Source organism: Barnesiella sp. WM24, from assembly GCF_004570975.1.
Lineage (GTDB): Bacteria > Bacteroidota > Bacteroidia > Bacteroidales > Muribaculaceae > Muribaculum.
Window position 1 is genome coordinate 96,113 of sequence record NZ_SPPC01000001.1, and the last position, 18,755, is coordinate 114,867.

The 18,755-nt window shown below is 46.6% G+C and carries 21 protein-coding genes; 20 read left to right on the forward strand and 1 reads right to left on the reverse strand.

The annotated features are described in order from the left end of the window. Nucleotides 1-219 precede the first annotated feature (219 nt). The 12 genes from E4T81_RS00410 to E4T81_RS00465 all read left to right on the forward strand — a co-directional run bounded on the left by E4T81_RS00410 (nt 220) and on the right by E4T81_RS00465 (nt 11,806). Nucleotides 220-2,304, forward strand: coding sequence for an outer membrane beta-barrel protein (locus E4T81_RS00410; protein ID WP_135040441.1), 2,085 nt, complete (start codon nt 220-222; stop codon nt 2,302-2,304). Further along, nucleotides 2,301-2,666, forward strand: coding sequence for a DUF2141 domain-containing protein (locus E4T81_RS00415; RefSeq protein WP_135040443.1), 366 nt, complete (start codon nt 2,301-2,303; stop codon nt 2,664-2,666). Before E4T81_RS00410 ends, E4T81_RS00415 begins: the two co-directional genes overlap by 4 nt. Nucleotides 2,667-2,805: 139 nt before the next feature. Beyond that, complete coding sequence (locus E4T81_RS00420) at nt 2,806-3,363, forward strand: hypothetical protein (protein WP_135040445.1); 558 nt, start codon at nt 2,806-2,808, stop codon at nt 3,361-3,363. Then, nucleotides 3,360-3,689 (forward strand): transcriptional regulator, encoded by a 330-nt coding sequence (locus E4T81_RS00425; RefSeq protein WP_135040447.1) that lies wholly within the window; start codon nt 3,360-3,362, stop codon nt 3,687-3,689. Before E4T81_RS00420 ends, E4T81_RS00425 begins: the two co-directional genes overlap by 4 nt. Before the next feature lie 35 nt (nt 3,690-3,724). After that, entirely contained in the window at nt 3,725-4,807 is a 1,083-nt protein-coding gene (locus tag E4T81_RS00430) for a hypothetical protein (RefSeq protein ID WP_135040449.1), read from the forward strand. Nucleotides 4,808-4,927: 120 nt separating this feature from the next. Then, on the forward strand, nt 4,928-6,313 hold the full coding sequence (gene mnmE, locus E4T81_RS00435) for a tRNA uridine-5-carboxymethylaminomethyl(34) synthesis GTPase MnmE (RefSeq protein WP_135040456.1): 1,386 nt from the start codon (nt 4,928-4,930) through the stop codon (nt 6,311-6,313). 248 nt (nt 6,314-6,561) lie between these two features. Next, nucleotides 6,562-7,455 carry a helix-turn-helix domain-containing protein gene (locus E4T81_RS00440; protein ID WP_135040458.1) on the forward strand — a complete coding sequence of 298 codons (894 nt, stop codon included), beginning with the start codon at nt 6,562-6,564 and terminating at the stop codon, nt 7,453-7,455. 68 nt (nt 7,456-7,523) lie between these two features. Then, entirely contained in the window at nt 7,524-8,630 is a 1,107-nt protein-coding gene (locus tag E4T81_RS00445) for a site-specific integrase (RefSeq protein ID WP_135040460.1), read from the forward strand. Between the two features lie 215 nt (nt 8,631-8,845). Beyond that, nucleotides 8,846-9,190 carry a type II toxin-antitoxin system RelE/ParE family toxin gene (locus E4T81_RS00450; RefSeq protein WP_135040462.1) on the forward strand — a complete coding sequence of 115 codons (345 nt, stop codon included), beginning with the start codon at nt 8,846-8,848 and terminating at the stop codon, nt 9,188-9,190. Beyond that, nucleotides 9,183-9,494 (forward strand): helix-turn-helix domain-containing protein, encoded by a 312-nt coding sequence (locus E4T81_RS00455; protein WP_135040464.1) that lies wholly within the window; start codon nt 9,183-9,185, stop codon nt 9,492-9,494. Before E4T81_RS00450 ends, E4T81_RS00455 begins: the two co-directional genes overlap by 8 nt. Before the next feature lie 165 nt (nt 9,495-9,659). Continuing rightward, nucleotides 9,660-10,325 carry a CatB-related O-acetyltransferase gene (locus tag E4T81_RS00460; RefSeq protein WP_135040466.1) on the forward strand — a complete coding sequence of 222 codons (666 nt, stop codon included), beginning with the start codon at nt 9,660-9,662 and terminating at the stop codon, nt 10,323-10,325. Nucleotides 10,326-10,495: 170 nt separating this feature from the next. Then, the gene (locus E4T81_RS00465; protein ID WP_135040468.1) at nt 10,496-11,806 is read left to right on the forward strand and encodes a hypothetical protein; all 1,311 of its coding nucleotides are present in this window, start codon (nt 10,496-10,498) and stop codon (nt 11,804-11,806) included. A gap of 158 nt (nt 11,807-11,964) precedes the next feature. Here the strand turns inward: E4T81_RS00465 and E4T81_RS00470 are convergent, their stop codons facing one another. Beyond that, nucleotides 11,965-12,555, reverse strand: a complete 591-nt coding sequence (locus tag E4T81_RS00470) for a hypothetical protein (protein ID WP_135040470.1) — start codon at nt 12,553-12,555, stop codon at nt 11,965-11,967. 447 nt (nt 12,556-13,002) lie between these two features. On the opposite strand from E4T81_RS00470, the gene E4T81_RS00475 reads away from it, so the two are divergent. The 8 genes from E4T81_RS00475 (at nt 13,003) to E4T81_RS00510 (ending at nt 18,721) form a co-directional block, all read left to right on the forward strand. Then, on the forward strand, nt 13,003-13,389 hold the full coding sequence (locus tag E4T81_RS00475; RefSeq protein WP_135040472.1) for an AlpA family transcriptional regulator: 387 nt from the start codon (nt 13,003-13,005) through the stop codon (nt 13,387-13,389). A 4-nt stretch (nt 13,390-13,393) separates the two neighbouring features. Next, nucleotides 13,394-14,833, forward strand: a complete 1,440-nt coding sequence (locus tag E4T81_RS00480) for a DUF3987 domain-containing protein (RefSeq protein ID WP_135040474.1) — start codon at nt 13,394-13,396, stop codon at nt 14,831-14,833. Next, nucleotides 14,820-15,605 (forward strand): DUF6371 domain-containing protein, encoded by a 786-nt coding sequence (locus E4T81_RS00485; protein ID WP_135040476.1) that lies wholly within the window; start codon nt 14,820-14,822, stop codon nt 15,603-15,605. Before E4T81_RS00480 ends, E4T81_RS00485 begins: the two co-directional genes overlap by 14 nt. 1 nt (nt 15,606) lies before the next feature. Beyond that, the gene (locus tag E4T81_RS00490; RefSeq protein WP_135040478.1) at nt 15,607-16,017 is read left to right on the forward strand and encodes a DUF3408 domain-containing protein; all 411 of its coding nucleotides are present in this window, start codon (nt 15,607-15,609) and stop codon (nt 16,015-16,017) included. Between the two features lie 185 nt (nt 16,018-16,202). Further along, nucleotides 16,203-16,568: a plasmid mobilization relaxosome protein MobC gene (mobC, locus tag E4T81_RS00495; RefSeq protein ID WP_135040480.1), complete on the forward strand. Its 366-nt coding sequence runs from the start codon at nt 16,203-16,205 to the stop codon at nt 16,566-16,568. Next, nucleotides 16,549-17,523, forward strand: a complete 975-nt coding sequence (locus E4T81_RS00500; RefSeq protein WP_135040482.1) for a relaxase/mobilization nuclease domain-containing protein — start codon at nt 16,549-16,551, stop codon at nt 17,521-17,523. Before mobC ends, E4T81_RS00500 begins: the two co-directional genes overlap by 20 nt. Nucleotides 17,524-17,540: 17 nt before the next feature. Further along, on the forward strand, nt 17,541-18,221 hold the full coding sequence (locus E4T81_RS00505) for a hypothetical protein (protein WP_135040484.1): 681 nt from the start codon (nt 17,541-17,543) through the stop codon (nt 18,219-18,221). After that, nucleotides 18,218-18,721 carry a hypothetical protein gene (locus E4T81_RS00510; protein ID WP_135040485.1) on the forward strand — a complete coding sequence of 168 codons (504 nt, stop codon included), beginning with the start codon at nt 18,218-18,220 and terminating at the stop codon, nt 18,719-18,721. Before E4T81_RS00505 ends, E4T81_RS00510 begins: the two co-directional genes overlap by 4 nt. Nucleotides 18,722-18,755: the final 34 nt, after the last annotated feature.

An 18,755-nucleotide genomic window follows, 5' to 3' on the forward strand; every position in this document is an offset into this window, starting at 1 on the left:
TTCCCCGCCGACAAAGCGGGGAATTGCTTTTTATAGGCTATCTGTATAAAAGAGCACACGTATTGCAGACAGGCAATTTCACCACATCAGCAGATTCAGGCTTCTTGCCTCGACACTTCAACACCCAAAAAAACATCATAACCGCAAAAGTTTATAATCCTTAATTGGTTTATAAAATAAATATATTATATTTGCACAAGTTTAGTTTTATCCATACTTATGAACCTCGAGACAAATCTGCTTTTATTCATTCCTGCGGCAGCAGCGATTCTTACAACCGGCACGAGCACGTCGGCACAGGAACTCTCCGCCGACTCACTCACTACTGTCAAAAATCTACAAGAGATCGTAGTCACTGCCCCCGAGACAGAATATTACGGCAACAAGACTTCATTTTTCCCGACCAAGGAGATGAAAGCAACAATGACCGGCGGGATACAGCTGCTTGCAGGATTACAGCTGACAGGACTCAGCGTCAACCCGGCATCGGGCAACATCGCTCTCCTCGGAGGGAAAACACTGTCACTGAGAATCAACGGCAGACCGGCGACTAACACCGACATCGCGTCAATCGCGTCAAAAGATATAATAAGAATAGATTATATCACAAATCCGGGACGAAGGTATGGAAATGCCGATGCTGTTATAGATATAACCGTCAGACGCAAACAATCAGGCTATGGCATTATGCTGAACCTGCTCCAATCGCTCAACCGCGGATGGGGCAACTATGCATGTGCAGTCAATTACAATATCGGGCGAAGCGAATGGGCTGTCGACTATAATTCCAACCCGATGTGGGATATGGACTGCCACCGCGACAACAAGGAGTGGTTAAAACTTGCCGACGGCTCCACAGTATCACGCATCGAGACGGGCATAAAAAGCCCCAACCGCATGGCAACCCACCACACCTCACTCCGATATTCCTACGCTGATGGAGACCGCATGATGCTGAACATGCAGTTACGCCTATCCTTACGCGATGACAAATATGTCTCCGCGGGACACATCACGACAGTCACCGGCTCGGCATCGTCAACATGCCGGGAGCGCGAGACATCCCCCATCAAAAGCAATCAGGGAGACCTCGACCTATATGCCCACTACAGAATCAACCGGAACAATAAGATTTTTATCAACATCGTCCCGACAGTCATCAACGGGAAAAACCGCCGCACATATGAATCTCCCGAGATAAGCCTTACGTCAGACATATCGACAAGCGGAACACACCTGCTCGCGGAATGTGCGTGGGAGAGTAATGCCGGATGCGGACAATTGTCAGCCGGATTCAGGAGCCTTAACGGATGGATAAAAGCGACACAATCAGGTTACGCCTTTATAATCAGGGAAACAGAATCCATAAACTCCATTTTCGCCGAGTGGTCGCAGACGATAAACGACGTGCAATATACAACAGGCGCCGAAGTGACCTTACACTCATTACGACAGCCTGTCAAATATAAAAAAGCGCTCGTCAATCCGCGTTTCAGCCTCAGTGTCTCACCATTTTCATGGGGAACCCTGTCACTCTCACTCAACACCTTTACAGTGGCACCCTCCATAAACTGCCTCAACCCCGCAAGGCAACAGATTGACACATATCAATGGACCGAGGGCAACCTAAGTCTTCGACCGTTTCAACGCCATGAGTCACGGATTGAGTTTCACACCCGCTTCAACGAGATTGCAGCAAGCATTTCTTTACGTGACCGCTACTGCCATAACCCGGCAATGGAAGCGAAAAGCCATATTGACGGATGTATCGTAAAATCATATTTCAACGACGGATATAACAATGATTTTGAAATCAAGGGTGCGGTAAGGATGCCCCTGTTTACCAATCATCTCTCCATGTCACTTGAGGGCGGCTGGCATTCGGCTGTAAGCAGCGGCATCAATTACCTGCACAGGTATTCACAGCCGTTTGTCAATGCCCAGCTCATGTTCATGACAGGCAAATGGTGGATAATGCTCAAATACAACAACGCTTACAACCGCCTGTGGGGTGAAACCATCGAATCAACCGACAACAATCTGTTCAACATAGGCGTAGGCTATACCTGCCGCAACGCCACATTCTCTGCCGGGATAGTAAATCCAATAGGCAATATAGCGATACGCACAACCTGTCTTAGCTCTACAGCCGGTTATGAAAGGCAATATAATGCCTTGGGGTCACATCAGCTCCTTTGGGTCGGAGTCACCTTGAACATGCATAAGGGCAAGAAGCATCTCTCCCGGAAGAAACGGCTTGAAAACATCAACTCATATGAAACAATAAACAATCAGGTAAAATGAAAAAACTCGTTATCTCAATCGCGCTTGCCTCGGCGGCACTGACATCCAAAGCGCAACACGACTGCACATTGGCATTTGAAGACATCCCCTACTCCGAGGGCACGCTGTATGTATCGGTTACTTCAGGTAAAAGAGATATTCTCAAAGAAGCCCTTGCTGTCGATGAAGGCGACATCACAGTCAACATCGACCTTAGTGATTACATAGGAAAGAAGCTGTCGGTAAAAGCGTTCCAGGACCTTAACGGCAACGGCAGGCTTGATTTTTCTGACATCGGCTATCCTGCGGAACCGGCGTTGCGCACAGAGTTCACGCCAAAGGAGGGCATTACCAATCATTCATTTAAGCTGACAGAATATTAGATGCCGTCCCCACGATCGGTTAATGCCGTGGCGGGGTCTTATGCAAGCCGTGCCATGGATTAAGAATCATCATGGCACGGCTAAACATATTTATTTTTTCAACTTATTTCATTATCTTTGCATGTATCAACGTAATACAATGAAACCGGAAGAAAGCCTTGACATAATAGGACGCATGATTTCCGACACGCGACGGAGCGTGCTTGAGCAATCTTATGTCCCCTTCCTTACCTGGGGCGCAACGACTGTCGCAGTAGCTTTACTTGTGTATCTGCTGAAGACAGTAGCCGGAAATGAGAATTGCTATTTTTACTGGTTTCTTATACCGGTAATCGGCATCCCGCTGACGAAGATGTTCAGCCCGCGCTCCAAGCTTATCAAAACAGGCATCTCGACTTCGCTGCGAAGCATATGGTGGATGCTGTCAGTGCTGCTTATCACATTTTCGGTCGCTTCATTTTTCTTTCAGATAAATACTTTATTTTTTATACTGTTGCTGCTCTCCATTGGCTCTTTTGTGTCAGGAGCAGTAATCGGTTACCCTTTTTTGAAATACAGCTCGATGCCAGGATTCATCACTTGCGTGATAATGTGTTTTATCACAGGAACCGACCAGATTCCTGCTTTTGTGGCGGCAATCGCGGTAATGATGATTGTGCCGGGATTCAAAATGAGACATGACCTAAAAAGCTTATGACAGAACTAAATCCGATTATCCACTCCCAACTGCGACTGTCCATACTCTCAATCCTGATGAGCATGGACGAAGCCGACTTTATGTATCTGAAGCAAAAGACCGAAGCGACAATGGGTAATCTGAGTGTGCAGATTACAAAACTTGAGGAAGCCGGCTACATAATGACAGAAAAGACATTTCAAGGTAAACGCCCGCGAACAGTGTGTCGAATGACTGAAACCGGAAAAACTGCGTTTCATGAATATGTGGCGGCTTTAAGCCAATACATCCGTCCGGCTCTGGACAATACAACAGCCGATTCCCAACCCGGACTACAGCCATGTTGACCATAATGTCATGATGGACTGACTATCTATAAGTGATGAAAACCATTCTTTCGATAATAGCACCGTTGATAGCGTCATGCTCTCTGACATCAACGGCACAGGGGCACGCGGACAAGCATGACATCAGCCTCTTTGCTACATCCGTGAGCCTTGACATGATTGCGTCGCTACAAAATTTTGACCAAATAAAGGATGTAGCGCAATTCACCGCCCTCGCCTCCGACACAGCTTTCACCGAACAGCTGATGAGAATAAACGAAAACGCGAGGGCGTCCAACCTGTGTAATTTCTATTCCAGATTTCATGGAGATAAAAACAATACGGATTCGTGTGTCACATTCTTCATGAATATACCCGATAATGATTCCATCATCCATTCCGACGAGAAGTGGATAAACAATATCGCGGGATTGCAGCACGAACTTGCTTATTGTATTTCAGCCTTAAACCAAGCCGGCTACTCAAGTTATTGGAAAAAAGAGGTCAAACCCCTGCTTGACCGATATATAAATTCCTATCCCGTGTCGGAAGAGACACTTAATGTCATTCATGAGGCAATGACCGAGTTTTCAGGACCGGAGATTCTCCCTCCTACCCATTCCTCCACCTATGTCATGAATATCGACAATGCGTTTAACCTGTCTGACGAGTCATTATGCTGCACTCCACATCTGCTCGACCCTGAACTGGAGAAAAAATTCCGGCTTGATTTTATAAAAGTCTATATCCACGAAAATCTTCACAGGCTGTCAATCTCAGAAGAATTAATGAAAAGACTCGAGGAGATTGAAGCCGATGAATTTTACCGTGAACATGAAAATATAGCCAGACAACATAATGAGGGAGGCAATGAAGCATTTGTAGTCGCGTCAGAGGCATTTATCTCCCGCAAAATCAGACTTCGAGATGACCAAAGCGTATATAATGAATTTAAGGAATATGTCGACGGAAGCCTTGTTTTGGCTCCTATAATTTATGTCAACCTTCCCGATAAAAAAGCGACTGAATCACTAAACGACTTTATTATCAGATTATTTGACCAGGGCAAAATAAAAACCGGCAGCATCAGGCAACAATATGAAAACGCAATGAATCAACTGATGTCAAAAATCCAATAGAAAGCTCGTTGAACCGAAAAACAAAACCGCAGCATCCCGATAATTAATTTATTGTCGGGAGCCATCTTTTGAACGGGATTTTCCGTAATTTTGCATCCTGACAAACAACAATAGCATAACATGACACTAATAGATGACACTATATGTGCGGTATCCACCGCTCCGGGCATCGGCGGAATTGCCGTAATACGCGTCAGCGGAAATCAGGCATGCCGGATTGTTGACCGCGTGTGGCAAGGGAAAAGGCTTGAAAATGTCACCGGTCACACAGCCCATCTTGGCACCATAGTGGATGAGCATGGCGAGACTATAGACCAGGCTGTAGCCACGGTATTCTGTGCCCCTGCTTCATTCACAGGCGAAGATGTGGTAGAGCTCTCGGTACATGGCTCGACATGGATTCAGAGAGAAGTAGTGCAGCTGCTTGTGCGTCAGGGCTGTCGCATTGCTGAGCCGGGAGAGTTTACCCGTCGGGCCTTTGCCTCAGGCAAACTTGACCTCGCCGAAGCCGAGGCAGTAGCCGATGTGATAGCATCGTCATCTCGTGCGGCCCACCGCATGGCAATAAGCCAGATGAGAGGCGACTTCTCCCGACAGCTTGAATCGCTGCGCCAACAATTGATTGACCTGGCGTCACTTCTTGAACTTGAACTTGACTTCTCGGAAGAAGATGTGGAATTTGCATCCCGAGAGACATTAAAATCACTTACCTGCGAGATTCACGACGTCGTGTCGCGCCTTGCAACCTCATTTTCCACCGGAGCGGCACTCAAAGACGGAGTGCCGGTAGCAATCGTAGGCGCCACAAATGCCGGAAAATCGACACTGCTCAACCGTCTGCTCGGCGATGACAGGGCAATCGTCAGCGATATACACGGAACCACCCGCGACATAATCGAAGACCGGATAGAAATCGAAGGCGTACTGTTCAGACTTATTGACACGGCAGGACTTCGCGACACCAGCGATGTGGTGGAGTCACTTGGCATAGACCGAACCGTGAAACAAATTGGCAACGCAGCCATCGTAGTATGGGTCATAGACCCTGCGACCGACCAAGAAACACTCCGAGACACCTGGCAACGGATAAGTTCTCGCCTCACAGAAAGCCAACAACTCATCGTAGCGCTCAATAAATGTGACTTATCAACACCGGGCGTCGACCTTGACTCGATCGGATGTCAACGCGACAACATCGTCATCCTTAACATCTCGGCAGCAACAGGAGAAGGAATAGACTCACTGACTCAAACCCTTGTGGAAGCTTCAGGCGTAAACTCATGGCAAGGAGAAATCCTTGTCACAAACTCCCGTCACTATGAAGCCCTCACAAATGCACTCGGCTCAATCAAAAGAATCAAAGAAGGTCTTGACGCCGGCATCTCAGGCGACTTCATCGCTCAAGACGTACGCGAAACACTCCATCACCTCGGCACCATCACCGGCGCCGTCACAACCACCGACATCCTCGCCACCATCTTCTCCCGCTTCTGCATCGGAAAGTAATTGGTTGATTATCAACGCCTTGTATTGATGGCAATTGACTGCTACTGAACGATAAAACTTAAATCTTACAAGAACGCCTAATGCTGATAACTGTCAGTGTTAGGCGTTTTTATGCACTATTTTGTACGGATTTTGTACGACAGCGACTCATTTCACCCCAAGCGTCAGCAAGGTGGTGGAGAAAGTTGACAATGGTTGTCAATGGTTTACGAACATTTACAAACAACGGAGAAATCTCCACAAATGAGATGAGTAGCAACATTAGAATTGAGAAAATTTGCGAGTGGTGTGGCAAACAATTCACCGCTCAGACTACCGTCACTCGCTTCTGCTCGAAGCGATGTGCGGAGCGCTCCTATAAGGAGCGAATGAGACAGCAGAAGATTCAACTGGCAAACTCAACTGTGCCAGCGACGACATCTGCTATTAAGGAGAAAGATTATCTGACAGTCGCGGAAACAGCGAAAGTCTTAGGCATGACTCGACAGGGTATTTATAAACTGATTTATCGCGGCGATCTTGTTGCAGCCAAACTCAGTTCTCGCCTGACACTTATCAAACGTGAGAGTATAGACAAAATGCTTGATGGTTCTCCATATACAAAAAGAGAAACCAATGAAAAGAAAACTATAAATGAGTTCTATACTCGCGCAGAAATTCGTGAGAAGTTCGGAGTCAAGGATTCATGGATATACAAGGTCGTTGCCGAAAACAATGTGCCTAAGACAATCCTTCGCGGTAAGGCATATTTCAGCAAAAGTCATATCGACCGGCTTTTCTCTGTGAGAAAAGAGAATCCGGTAATTACGGAGTGGTATTCTGTCGAGGATATTCAATCAAAGTATGGAATGACGTTATCGGCGATATATACGCTGGTGTCGAAAATCGGTATTCCGAAGCGCAAGGAGGGTCCGAAGGTCTATTACTCCAAATATCACTTTGATGTGGCTAAAGGTGCCAAGTCGGCCGAGGATGTAGAGTTTATTTCGGTGGCTGATGCCATGGATAAATACTCATTGACCCGTGACCAACTGTATCACTATGTCAAAACATACAAGATAACCAAGCTCCGTTGCGGCAAGTATGTCAAACTGAACGCCAAGGAGTTATACGAACTATTCAACCCAAAGATTGAGTTATAATCCGGTGATTTTTCTCACCGGGCAACCACCTCTTTCCCTTACACATTATAAATCTAAAACAAAGAAATATGGAATCTGCAACCATCACCAAAGTGACCCTGCGAAAAGAAAAACTGCGCAGCGGCAAACTGTCGCTCTATCTCGACTACTACCCACCCATCTGGAATCCGCACATCAAAAAGATGTCGCGCCGAGAGTTTCTCGGTCTGTATCTCATCGGTAATCCTAAAGACAAGTTCGAGCTTGACTACAACGAGGAAATCATGCTCAAAGCTCGTGGCATCCGTGCCACCCGTGAACTGGCAATCATCAATGAGGAGTTTGGATTCCTCGACCGTACCAAGAAGCAGGCGGACTTCCTTGAATACTTCGAGGGCAAGACAAAGGAGAAATATCAGAAATGGGAAATCGTTTATAAACATTTCAAGGACTTCTGCAATGGCAGATGTTTGATGAAAGACGTGACCATCGGCCTGTGCAACGACTTCCGCACATACATTCTTAAAATTCGGGTAAAGCAGACCGGCAATATTATCTCGCGCAACTCAGCAGCCGGATACTGGTCCACCTTCCGAGCATTGTTAAAACTGGCTTACAAGGAAGGCTGGCTTCGGGAAAATATCAATGACTATCTGGATCGCATCGACTGGGAAGAACCGAAAATCAACTATCTCGAAATCGAGGAGGTTAAGAAACTGGCTGCCACGCCATGCAAAGTCGATGTACTAAAACGTGCATCACTCTTCGCCTGTATGACAGGACTTCGCATCAGCGATATTCTCCAGCTCCGTTGGGAGAACATCGAACTGTCGCCAGATGGCGGCTACTGTATGCGCATCCGCACCCAAAAGACCAAGACTCAGGCGACATTGCCATTGAGCGATGAAGCCTTATCTTACTGCGGTGAACAAGGTCGGGGCATGGTATTCAAAGGACTGAGCCGAGCACACACCCGGGAGCCGTTCAAGAAATGGCTCAAAGATGCCGGCATCAAAAAGAAAATCACCTTTCACGGTCTTCGCCACACATACGCTACGCTCCTGATTACCAACGGCACCGACATCTATACTGTCAGCAAAATGCTTACGCATAAAAACGTTGCCACCACTCAGATCTACGCCGAAGTCGTGAACAAAAAGAAGCGCGATGCCGCCAATTCAATCTCTCTGAAATAACTTCCAAGTGAAATATCCCAAATAATAAAAGCGAATCGCCCCAAAAACACCAAACAAATCGCCCCAAAAACACCAAATAAATCACCCCAAAAACACCGATTTGTTTAGAATCATCATAATCTGTGATGCCGCCAACTCAATCTCTCTGAAATAAACTCATAAATAATTTTGCCAAAGTAAACTTTTTAGTTAACTTTGCGGTTACATAATAAGATATGGCGAATAGAACCATAAAACTATACAAAGACTACTTCAAGGTGTTCTACGTGGCACAGAATGACGCGGTAAGACGCAAAATAAACTACTGCATCAACGTAGTCAAGACTGTGTATAGAGTTCCAAAGACCATTCTGAAGAATATGGAAGATGCCGACGGGTTATATGAAATCCGTGTTGAAGTCGGGAATAACATATTCCGCATCTTCTGTTGCTTTGACGAAGGTTCTCTTGTAATTCTTTTCAATGGTTTTCAGAAGAAAACGCAGAAGACTCCCAAGCAGCAAATCGAACGAGCTAAAAAATTAATGAAAGAATGCTTTAACGATAAAGATAATGGATAAAGCAAAGAAAGAAGCCATCATGAACGCGCGTACATTCGACGAGCTTCTTGATGCAGAATACGGTAGCCCCGGATCCCCGGAGCGAGAACAATTTGATGCCGATGCAGCCGCCTTTTGTCTGGCTGAGACGCTTAAAGCAGAACGTCTTAAAGCGGGACTGACGCAGGAACAGCTTGCAGAGCGTATCGGCACAAAGAAAACCTATATCTCCCGTCTTGAAAACGGCAAAGCCGATGTTCAGCTCAATACCCTCTTCCGAATCTTCGAGGGTCTCGGAAGACGTGTATCTCTGACAATCCTGTAAAATCGGATGATATTAATCATTGTAAAACAGTCTGAATAGTATGATCGATAAAACTATTGAGTTATGAAAATGACAGCTCAACTGTTCGATCATAGATTTTAGACGCTCTCGGTGTCAATCAGCTGACAATCTAATTATTCTTAATTCATAAAGACTTCAATAACCATGAAAATATATCCTGACAAAGACAAGGCATTTCCTAACCCTGCGATTCCGAGCCTTTGCTACATAAAGAATGTGGTGAAGAATCCAAGAATCATTATCGGCGATTATACATATTACGATGATATCGACGGAGCTGACAGATTTGAGGAGCACGTCACGCATTTCTATGAATTCATAGGTGACAGGTTGATAATCGGGAACTTCTGCGCAATTGCCAAGGGGGTTACCTTTGTCATGAACGGTGCCAACCATCGGATGGATTGCGCCACCACCTATCCTTTCTACATAATGGGAGGAGATTGGGGTGGTGCGATTGCACCTGTAATGGATGAATTGCCCATCAAAGGTGACACTGTCATCGGCAATGATGTATGGATCGGGCAGAATGTGACAATCATGCCCGGCGTACATATTGGCAACGGAGCTATAATTGGCACAAATGCCACGGTTGCCTCAGACATTCCGCCTTTTTCGATAGCCGTCGGCAATCCGGCAAAAGTCATACGCCGCAGATTTGACGATGAAATGATAGACTTGCTGGAGCGTCTACAATGGTGGAACCGTCCCATTGAAGAGGTTGATATATTGATTCCGATACTCTCCAATCCTAATATCGCTCAGGCAAAAATTGAAATAGAAGAATATCTCCGTGCTCAAAACAATTAAATTGCAGCCTGACCTGAGTGAACAAAACAGTGAGTTAAATTGTCTATAAAGACGTAAAATTTAATTCACTGTTTTATATGAGAAATACGCCCCAGCGCACGAGGAGCTATGCTTCCCCTACCCGGGACAAAATTTTTATCTGGAGTGCCGTTGTTGCTGGATGTGGCATCATGGCTTTACTTGGTCGCCACGCTGCCATTCACCGTTTCGGCACTGACCAATTTACCGGCAATGTACTCTTTGCCGTTTTCTTTTTCCTCTCAATCGGTCTTTATTGCGGTTTTCAATCGGTAATCGAAGACATGTTCAACCGCCTTCAATCTCTTTTTCGCCGCCGTGAAGTCATGGCTATTGCCGAGACTACCACTGGCGAACAGATTGCAATACCCTCTGTAGAAGAACCAGAGCCTGCTATGATGGAATATTCGGCTCCTGTGCAGGGGGGTGTGGCTGAGAATTGTCCTGAGGTCACTTTCCCAACGGATTCCAATGAAGAAATCGAGGAGGATGCTGAATATCTGACACTCGAAGATGGTACTCGCATAAAAGTCGGTGCTATAGATATTGATGATGTCGTTTTCGATAACCTTGAAGACAATATCACTGAGTATAGCAGCCTTCAAGAACGAAATGAAGCTCGTGGCGAATATCCTTATTTTGAGGATTATATCGGCGGTCATGGACTTGAAGAAGTGTTGGAGTCAGACACTCTATACAAGGAATGGGTTAGTCTTCAGCCCAGGCATATCAAGAAAGAACTCGAATTAGGCATCTATCGTGTCCGGGCATATCCAAAGAGCGATGACTCAATCGGTTGCTTTACTAAGACCGCAAAGGAGAACTGTATCAAGCAGGACGATGGCAAAATCCGTATAGAGGAATGGGAAGAAGAGGCGTACATCGACGCGAATGGCGATGTCTATTATTCCGACCAGATTGAAGCCGCTCTTCAAGCTCTGAAATCAGACAAGCAACATTCTGAAATTCAGAAGCAACTGCTACTGCAACATGAACAGTGTAACGCAGCACATGCCGAACTCGCAGAGGAAGATATGAAATTCAGTCTCGCCCAGATAGAATTTATCTGCGCCTATATCACCTTCATGATGCAACCCTATCTCGAAGCGGACGAGTTGCAAAAACTACACCACAATGCAAAGATATGGACGGTCAACGCAATGCCACCATTCACGCCCGTCAATCTCAGGAGCAACCATCTGACTAAGGAGGATCTGAAACATCTCGGATATAATGTTGGCAAGTTCCTTCGTCTGCAAGGCGGTGTTATCGCCCGATTCGTGAAGAAAGTATTTGAAAAGCCCTTCGAGAACACCCACATCCGTACTATCGAGCAGAAGCTTCGGGAAAGGAAAACCAACAAGGAACGAATTCCCATCCATACCAACGACCAGATGGATAAACTTTTCAAGCACTTCCAGCGTTACGGCAACATCAACCTCGACATACTCAACAGAGCATAAACAAGCTCAATCTCAACGCAAAAGCGAATAACAATGGCAACTGCCGGAGTTATTCGCTTTTATCATTAGTTCTATTTCTCCGCATCCGCCCAAAAACCATAATTTGCCGAAATTATCAGCGAGTTTATGGCCTGTGTAAGGTTTGCGAAAAGATATATTTATCTAGAATAATTACTTATAGCTTCAAGAGCGGTAGAGAAACAATTTTTCAATTCAGCTGATGAATCGAAAAATTTTGTACCACCATACAAACGATAGTCTAAGTTCAAGAACCATTTCTTAGTAATCTCTTCTTCTCCATTTTTCTTGACTTTTCTATCAATATAGAAACCAATTCTTAAATCATCATTGGTTTCAAATTTTTCTTCTACATATGTTGCCTCCCCTATATTTGAAAGTTCACCATAGATAACTTCCAATTGATCGACAGCTCGTAATAATTCCTCTAGATCACTTTGAGGAATATACACGCTTATGTTCGACCGCTGATATCTCTCTTTTTCAATATGAAGATACCAACGGACATTATCGCCAATAGTAACCTTTCGGAGATTGGCAGTCATAGCATACGATTTCCAACTTCCCTTAACGATATCTGGAAGGTCAAATTCGGTATAACGAATTAAAGTTCCAGTTTTAGATGTGAACTGCTCATAAGAAGAAATCTTTTTTGAGACTTCCTCCTCAGTTTGTGCAAAAGAGCACGTTACTGAAAAAATCAGCATAAATAGCAGTAATACTTTTTTCATTGCCTATTTTTTTGTGGTTGTTTTAGTTTACAAAATTAAGATTTTTCTTTGGAACATAAACTATTATTTGAAAACAATCTACATTGCGAGATTAACTTCGTGTCAATTCGTGTCAATTTCAATGGGAACACAGTTATGAAATCTGCATAGCTTTCTTCTAAAATTTAATAGGAAGTACGTTGTACCGACATTTTTGGCACCTTATCTATATCATCAAGTATGGCTTTCTTCCTCATTATGTGATTAGCCAAAAATAACCGGAGAACCACTCCTTTTCCCACATTTTCACCATACAAATAATTCCATCTTTTTGATTCTGTTTTTCAGTGGGTTAACACTTGTTATACGGTTATTTTGAGGTAGTGAGACTGGTTAAGTTGATAACCCCCAACTCACTCTTTTACTTTGCGTTAGAATTTCAAACGAAACCCCAAACCCAAAGTAAGTATGGAAACATCAACACCAACTTTCGACCAGCTGCCACATGTGGTAAGCGGTCTCTCCGAGAAACTTGACCGAGTGCTTGACCTGCTTGAAAAGGCAGGCATCGCCAGCCACTCAAAACAGACCAAGCCCTCACGCAGACTCGTGTATGCGAAAGAGGCTTGCCAGATAATAGGCAAGTCACTTTCTACCCTCTACCGCGCGGTCAAGGCTCCGAATGACCCCATTCCGAGCTACAAGCGCGGCAAGCTCCTCTATTTTTATGAGGATGAAATATACGCATGGATTGAGGGCGGCCGTAAACACTCCGCCGCTCCTTCCCTTGCCGAAACCGCAGCGGCTATCACAGCCGGTATGAAACGCCGTCCCCGCGGGGGCTATAATTTCTGAGCCTATGGAAAAGAATATTACTCCGGACTCTGTGATCAGCGCGTTGATGAATCACGCCAAGACATCCGACAGTGATTTCCCGGTGCAGGTGTTCCCCGCCAAGATGCAACGGATTATCCTCGAACTCAACACCACCTGCGGATTTCCGATTGACTACACGGCATCGGCTATGATTACCGCCATATCCGTGGCAATCGGCAATACCCACCGAATCGAAGTGAAACGCAACTGGCAGGAATCGGCAATCGTGTATATAGCGATTGTCGGACGTCCCGGAGATTGCTTATCGGCTTGCCGCTTGCGAAGCAAGAACTCGCACCCGCTTACATTCGTGATGCGACCGCTTGTCAATGCCGACTGGAAAAACAATCAGGAGTTTCAGAAAAAACATTGCGAGTATCAGCAGGCTGTGGCTATGAGTCGTAAGGAACGCATCAGTGCCGGACTGGATGAATTCCCGAAAGAGCCTAAGCGTCTGCGATACCTCGTGTCGGACGTGACGCAGGAGGGTCTGAGTGCCATTCACTCCCATAATCCCCGTGGCTTATGCCTTTGGGTTGATGAGTTGTCGGCATGGTTCAAGAACTTCACCCGCTACAACACCGGCTCGGAAGAACAATTCTGGCTTTCGGCTTTCAACGGCAGCACTACAATGTCTGACCGCAAGAATTGTCAGAACTCCATCTTCATCAAGCGTCCGTTCATTTCGGTGGTCGGAACAATCCAGAAACGACTGCTCACCGAACTTGCCAACGGTGAGAGAGCAGCCAACGGTTTCATTGACCGCATACTCTTTGCGATGACCAAGAGCAACGGCAAACCGAGATGGAACGAAGATGAAGTGCGCGACGATCTCGACCGTGAATGGGAGCGCATACTCAACCGTCTTCTTTCAGTGGAGTATGTGGTCAACGAGGAGAAGGAGCCAATACCCACTGTCATGCGGTTCACTGCGGATGCCAAACGCAGACTCTATGAGTGGCAACATGAGAACGCCGCGCTATGCGACAATGAGATGAGCGACAATGTGGTCAGTTTCTTTTGCAAGCTCGAAATCTATGTGCTTCGGTTCTGCCTGATACTCCGGATGGTTCGCTGGGCTGTCAGCGAGGAAGAACCGCGCCCCTCGGACATCGAAGATGATGACGTGGCGGGAGCGATAGAATTGGCTGAATACTTCCGAGGTAACGCACTCAGCGTACTCACCTGTATCAGCGAGGAGAAACTGAATGAACTGCACCGCACAGTCTATGAGCATCTCACTGAGGAATTTTCGACCGCCGACGGCATCCGTATAGCTGAGCGGTTCGGGATGAAAGACCATACTTTCAATATGTTCCTCACTCGCAATCTCAACACCCTGTTCCGTCGCGTACGCCAAGGGTGGTATAAGAAGCTGTCGTGTTACTCCGCTAACAAAGTTACTGCCGATGAGCAGGATTGATGATTCAATGGTGGCGGCCACCATGCGTGGCTACGACCACAACAATCTCTTCGCTTTCGTGGCGGCGATAATTGGAAGTAATGAAGCACGGCGATTGATGGAGATGTATCGCGTAGGCACATCAAAGCATTGGCAAGGTGCCACGGTGTTCTGGCAAATCTCGGCTGACGGCAATGTCCGTGGTGGTAAGATTATGCTGTATGACCGATTGACCGGACATCGTGTGCAGGAACCGTACCCCCACATCAACTGGATACACTCGGTGTTGAGATTGCCCGACTTTAAGTTAACCCAATGTTTCTTCGGTGAGCATCTGCTCCCATATATCCGCGACAAGCCGGTTGCCATTGTGGAGAGTGAGAAGACGGCAATACTCGCAACTCATTACCTTCCGCAATATCTGTGGTTCGCCACAGGCGGCAAGTGCAGTTGTCTCAACCGCGAGGCCATCCAAGCACTCCGAGGCAGAGAGGTGATGCTGGTGCCCGACCTTAACGCTACTGACGATTGGCGCAAGAAACTGACGCTATTCGATGATTCGGGAATAAAGGCAACTCTGTTTGAATCGCTTGAACAGATGGCTACAGATGAGCAGCGTGAACAAGGTCTCGACATTGCCGACTTCTTAATCGCCGAGCAAACTCCACACGGCATACTTGAACAAATGATGCAACGTAATCCGGCATTGCGACAACTCGTTGACGCGCTACATCTGGAACTCGTAGGCATCGAAGAATACAAATCGAACGAAAGCTCACTAAAATCTGAATGAAATGGCACAATCAAAAATCTCCAATCCTCTGTCATCCGAAATGACTGGTATGTCTAACAATTCAATTTTCTCTGAAACTATGGAAAATCCTACCACCCCCGAAGTTCAGCCCATCGCTGAACAGAGCGAAGCCGCTCAGCCCAAGTCAAACCGCCCCACTGCCAAGCAGCGCAAGAGCGAACTCGAAGATTACCGCACCGCTTTCTTTGCCCCGATTAAACTCGGCAAGGACAACAAGCATCAGGTAGCAATCAGCAACGACACGTTTGACCGTGTCGAACGCACTGCCCGATTCTTCGGCGGCCCCGGCTACAGCGTCAGCAACTTTGTCGAGCACATCATCAATGAGCATCTCGACAATAACGCTGCCAACTATGAAGGCTGGTTCACCTTAATCAGTAAATCGTTCTGACCACTGCCCCAAGGCAGTGAAAATGGCGAAGCCATCGGCAACGCCGGTATCCGGATATTCTGTAAGGAATAGGAGGATAGCAAGGTAGTGGCAATGTAAACATTTCCGACCTTGCATCCTCCGTTACCGGGCGGCTGGAGTCCGTTCCCGATGGTCACAATGTCGAATCTCAAAATCCCAAGACAATGACATTCACAAGAAGAAAGAGAGCTCCTTCGGGAGCAACCGAGAAGTCTGGCAAGTCATACGTTGTCAGTGTCAGGCTCAATGAAGAACAGTATAAGACCGTGCAGGAAAACTGTCGAAAATCCGGCAGAAAGATGTCTGACTTCTGGCGCCACGCTCTGCTCAACGCCAAGGTTACAGCAGTAGCCACACCCGATGATATGGCGATTCTGCGTCAGATCGGGAGCATGGCAAATAATCTGAATCAGCTTGCAAAGAAAGCCAACGAAGCGGGTTTCAAACTCGTGGAGTGGTCTCTTAAAGGTATGAGCAAGGAGATAAAAACGCTTTATACAAGACTGTCTTATGATTGGAGGCATAACTAAAGGAAGCTGTTTTTCCGGCTGCGTGGAGTATGCTCTCGCGCTGAAAGAGAAAAACAAAGAGGCGCGTCTGCTCTATTCCGAGGGTCTGCTGACCGACACGCCGAAAGATATTATCGACGGTTTTGAATGTCAGCGACATCTCAACCGCAGGGTTCAGCACTGGTGCGGACACATCTCTTTGTCCTATTCTCCGAAAGATGCAGAACGCATGGACGATGATTTTATGGTGAAACTCGCGCTGGAATATATGGATAAAATGGGGATAAAAAACACCCAGTTTATCATTGTCCGGCATCTTGACAAGGAACATCCGCACTGCCACATCGTCTATAATCGGGTGGATAATGACGGCAAATGTGTAAGCGACAATTTCGAATATTATCGCAACAACGAGATCTGCGACGAGATGAAAAGGAAGTATGGTCTGACCTACGGCGAGAACAAAGACAATGTAAAAACCCAAAGTTTGAAAGGACGGCCGAAAATCCGACAGGAGATTTATCTCGCCGTTCAAGCCGCCAAAAGATTGGCAAAGGACTGGACTACTTTTCAGCGCGAACTCGCACAAAAAGGTATCACCGTAAGGAAAAAATTCCGACGTGGCTCTACCGAAGTCGATGGTCTTTCCTACTTTAAGGACGGGCAAAAATTCAAAGCATCACAGGTTGACCGCAACGGCAGATGCTCCTACGATGTCATCTGCAAGACACTTGACCGGAACAAAACCCGCCAGTCCCAGCCGGCATCGCCCTCGCCCAAACCGATGCGGCAGCAGCCTAAACAGGAATCGAGTACCGCTGCAAAAATCATCGAAGCCGGAGCCGATATTGTCGAAGGACTCGGCAATGCACTCGGTGGTCTCTTCCAAGTCGGACCTGCCTATGACCCGGAAGAGGAGGCTTTCATCAATGAGATGAAACGCCGCCAAAAGAGAAAAAGAGGCAGAAGTGTGTAATTTCAAAACTGAAAAACATGAAAGAAAATCCTGAAAAATTCTCGGAGAATATTCTCCAAAACATCGCTGATGACCTCAGCACAATCAACGGTACTTGTACCGAGATCAAGGAGTCGCAACTCAACTGCGCCACCGCCGACGACCTGAATAATATGGGTACCACCATAACGTCAGCCGTCATCGAGAAAGTCGATAAGATGCAGACATCCATCGAAACCCAGACGCAGACGGTCAGCGAAATCGGCAGCAATCTGACTTCTTCAGTTGACGACCTTAAGACCGAAATCACCAATAAGCTTGACAACTTCACCGTCAATCCACCGGTACAGAAGATTGAAAAGACAATCCGTATCGCCAAGGAATCATGGCAAGTCTACCTCGCAATGTTCATTTCGGTATTCACCTTCATCTTCTTCGGAGCTGCCACTATCTGGCAGGAGTCGCGCATCGAAAAGGCCCGTATCTCCGACATCAAGTATCATTACATCATGATGCACAACGGTGTCAACTCGGCCGGTCTGGACAGTATCGAAAGTTGGTTTCGCGACCCCGACAAAGTGAAAATCATCGAATCGGAAGTGCGAGCCTACGAAGAGCGAGTCCATGAGACCGCCCGCGCACTCGAACAGAAACACCGTCTCGAAGAAAAAATCAACGAACTCAATTCACAAACAAACCCCAAATCCAACAGAAAATGAAAGCATCCAACAACCTCAACCAACTCCTCTCTCGTGTGAAAACCTTCTTCTGCCACAAGGCACTCCACGAAGAAAAACAGACCGAACCCACAACACAGCAGCCATCAGTTTCAGACCAACGTCTGAAAGCTGCACTCGCCGAAGTAGAGAAATATCTCGCCGACAACTTCGGAACAGAACCCTCTGCGATGACCTATCAGGAGTACAGTAACGGTATCAGCCTCACCTCTGACGACCCGACATTCTCAACAGCAGTCGTCATTCTGACCCGTGCTAACGGCACGTACAATCTCCCCGACAACGTAATCCTATTGGGTTACGTCAAAACCGACAAAGGAGATGACTACCTCATCGAACACCTTGGCAACTTCATTATCTTCCTTAAGCGACTCGGCATCAAACACCGCATCCAACACCTCGCCATTGCCTTCTCGAAAGAGCACTATGACACACCATATGACGTCAAAACCGCCGACATAACCTGCGTTCACCTCTACTAATCTCTACCCCCCCTCGCCCCGACAAGAAATTTTC

Coding starts and splice junctions, on each gene's coding strand:
- E4T81_RS00410 (WP_135040441.1), top strand. CDS start 220: ATGAACCTCGAGACAAATCTGCTTTTATTCATTCCTGCGGCAGCAGCG.
- E4T81_RS00415 (WP_135040443.1), top strand. CDS start 2,301: ATGAAAAAACTCGTTATCTCAATCGCGCTTGCCTCGGCGGCACTGACA.
- E4T81_RS00420 (WP_135040445.1), top strand. CDS start 2,806: ATGAAACCGGAAGAAAGCCTTGACATAATAGGACGCATGATTTCCGAC.
- E4T81_RS00425 (WP_135040447.1), top strand. CDS start 3,360: ATGACAGAACTAAATCCGATTATCCACTCCCAACTGCGACTGTCCATA.
- E4T81_RS00430 (WP_135040449.1), top strand. CDS start 3,725: ATGAAAACCATTCTTTCGATAATAGCACCGTTGATAGCGTCATGCTCT.
- mnmE (WP_135040456.1), top strand. CDS start 4,928: ATGACACTAATAGATGACACTATATGTGCGGTATCCACCGCTCCGGGC.
- E4T81_RS00440 (WP_135040458.1), top strand. CDS start 6,562: ATGAGTAGCAACATTAGAATTGAGAAAATTTGCGAGTGGTGTGGCAAA.
- E4T81_RS00445 (WP_135040460.1), top strand. CDS start 7,524: ATGGAATCTGCAACCATCACCAAAGTGACCCTGCGAAAAGAAAAACTG.
- E4T81_RS00450 (WP_135040462.1), top strand. CDS start 8,846: ATGGCGAATAGAACCATAAAACTATACAAAGACTACTTCAAGGTGTTC.
- E4T81_RS00455 (WP_135040464.1), top strand. CDS start 9,183: ATGGATAAAGCAAAGAAAGAAGCCATCATGAACGCGCGTACATTCGAC.
- E4T81_RS00460 (WP_135040466.1), top strand. CDS start 9,660: ATGAAAATATATCCTGACAAAGACAAGGCATTTCCTAACCCTGCGATT.
- E4T81_RS00465 (WP_135040468.1), top strand. CDS start 10,496: ATGGCTTTACTTGGTCGCCACGCTGCCATTCACCGTTTCGGCACTGAC.
- E4T81_RS00470 (WP_135040470.1), bottom strand. CDS start 12,555: ATGAAAAAAGTATTACTGCTATTTATGCTGATTTTTTCAGTAACGTGC.
- E4T81_RS00475 (WP_135040472.1), top strand. CDS start 13,003: ATGGAAACATCAACACCAACTTTCGACCAGCTGCCACATGTGGTAAGC.
- E4T81_RS00480 (WP_135040474.1), top strand. CDS start 13,394: ATGGAAAAGAATATTACTCCGGACTCTGTGATCAGCGCGTTGATGAAT.
- E4T81_RS00485 (WP_135040476.1), top strand. CDS start 14,820: ATGAGCAGGATTGATGATTCAATGGTGGCGGCCACCATGCGTGGCTAC.
- E4T81_RS00490 (WP_135040478.1), top strand. CDS start 15,607: ATGGCACAATCAAAAATCTCCAATCCTCTGTCATCCGAAATGACTGGT.
- mobC (WP_135040480.1), top strand. CDS start 16,203: ATGACATTCACAAGAAGAAAGAGAGCTCCTTCGGGAGCAACCGAGAAG.
- E4T81_RS00500 (WP_135040482.1), top strand. CDS start 16,549: ATGATTGGAGGCATAACTAAAGGAAGCTGTTTTTCCGGCTGCGTGGAG.
- E4T81_RS00505 (WP_135040484.1), top strand. CDS start 17,541: ATGAAAGAAAATCCTGAAAAATTCTCGGAGAATATTCTCCAAAACATC.
- E4T81_RS00510 (WP_135040485.1), top strand. CDS start 18,218: ATGAAAGCATCCAACAACCTCAACCAACTCCTCTCTCGTGTGAAAACC.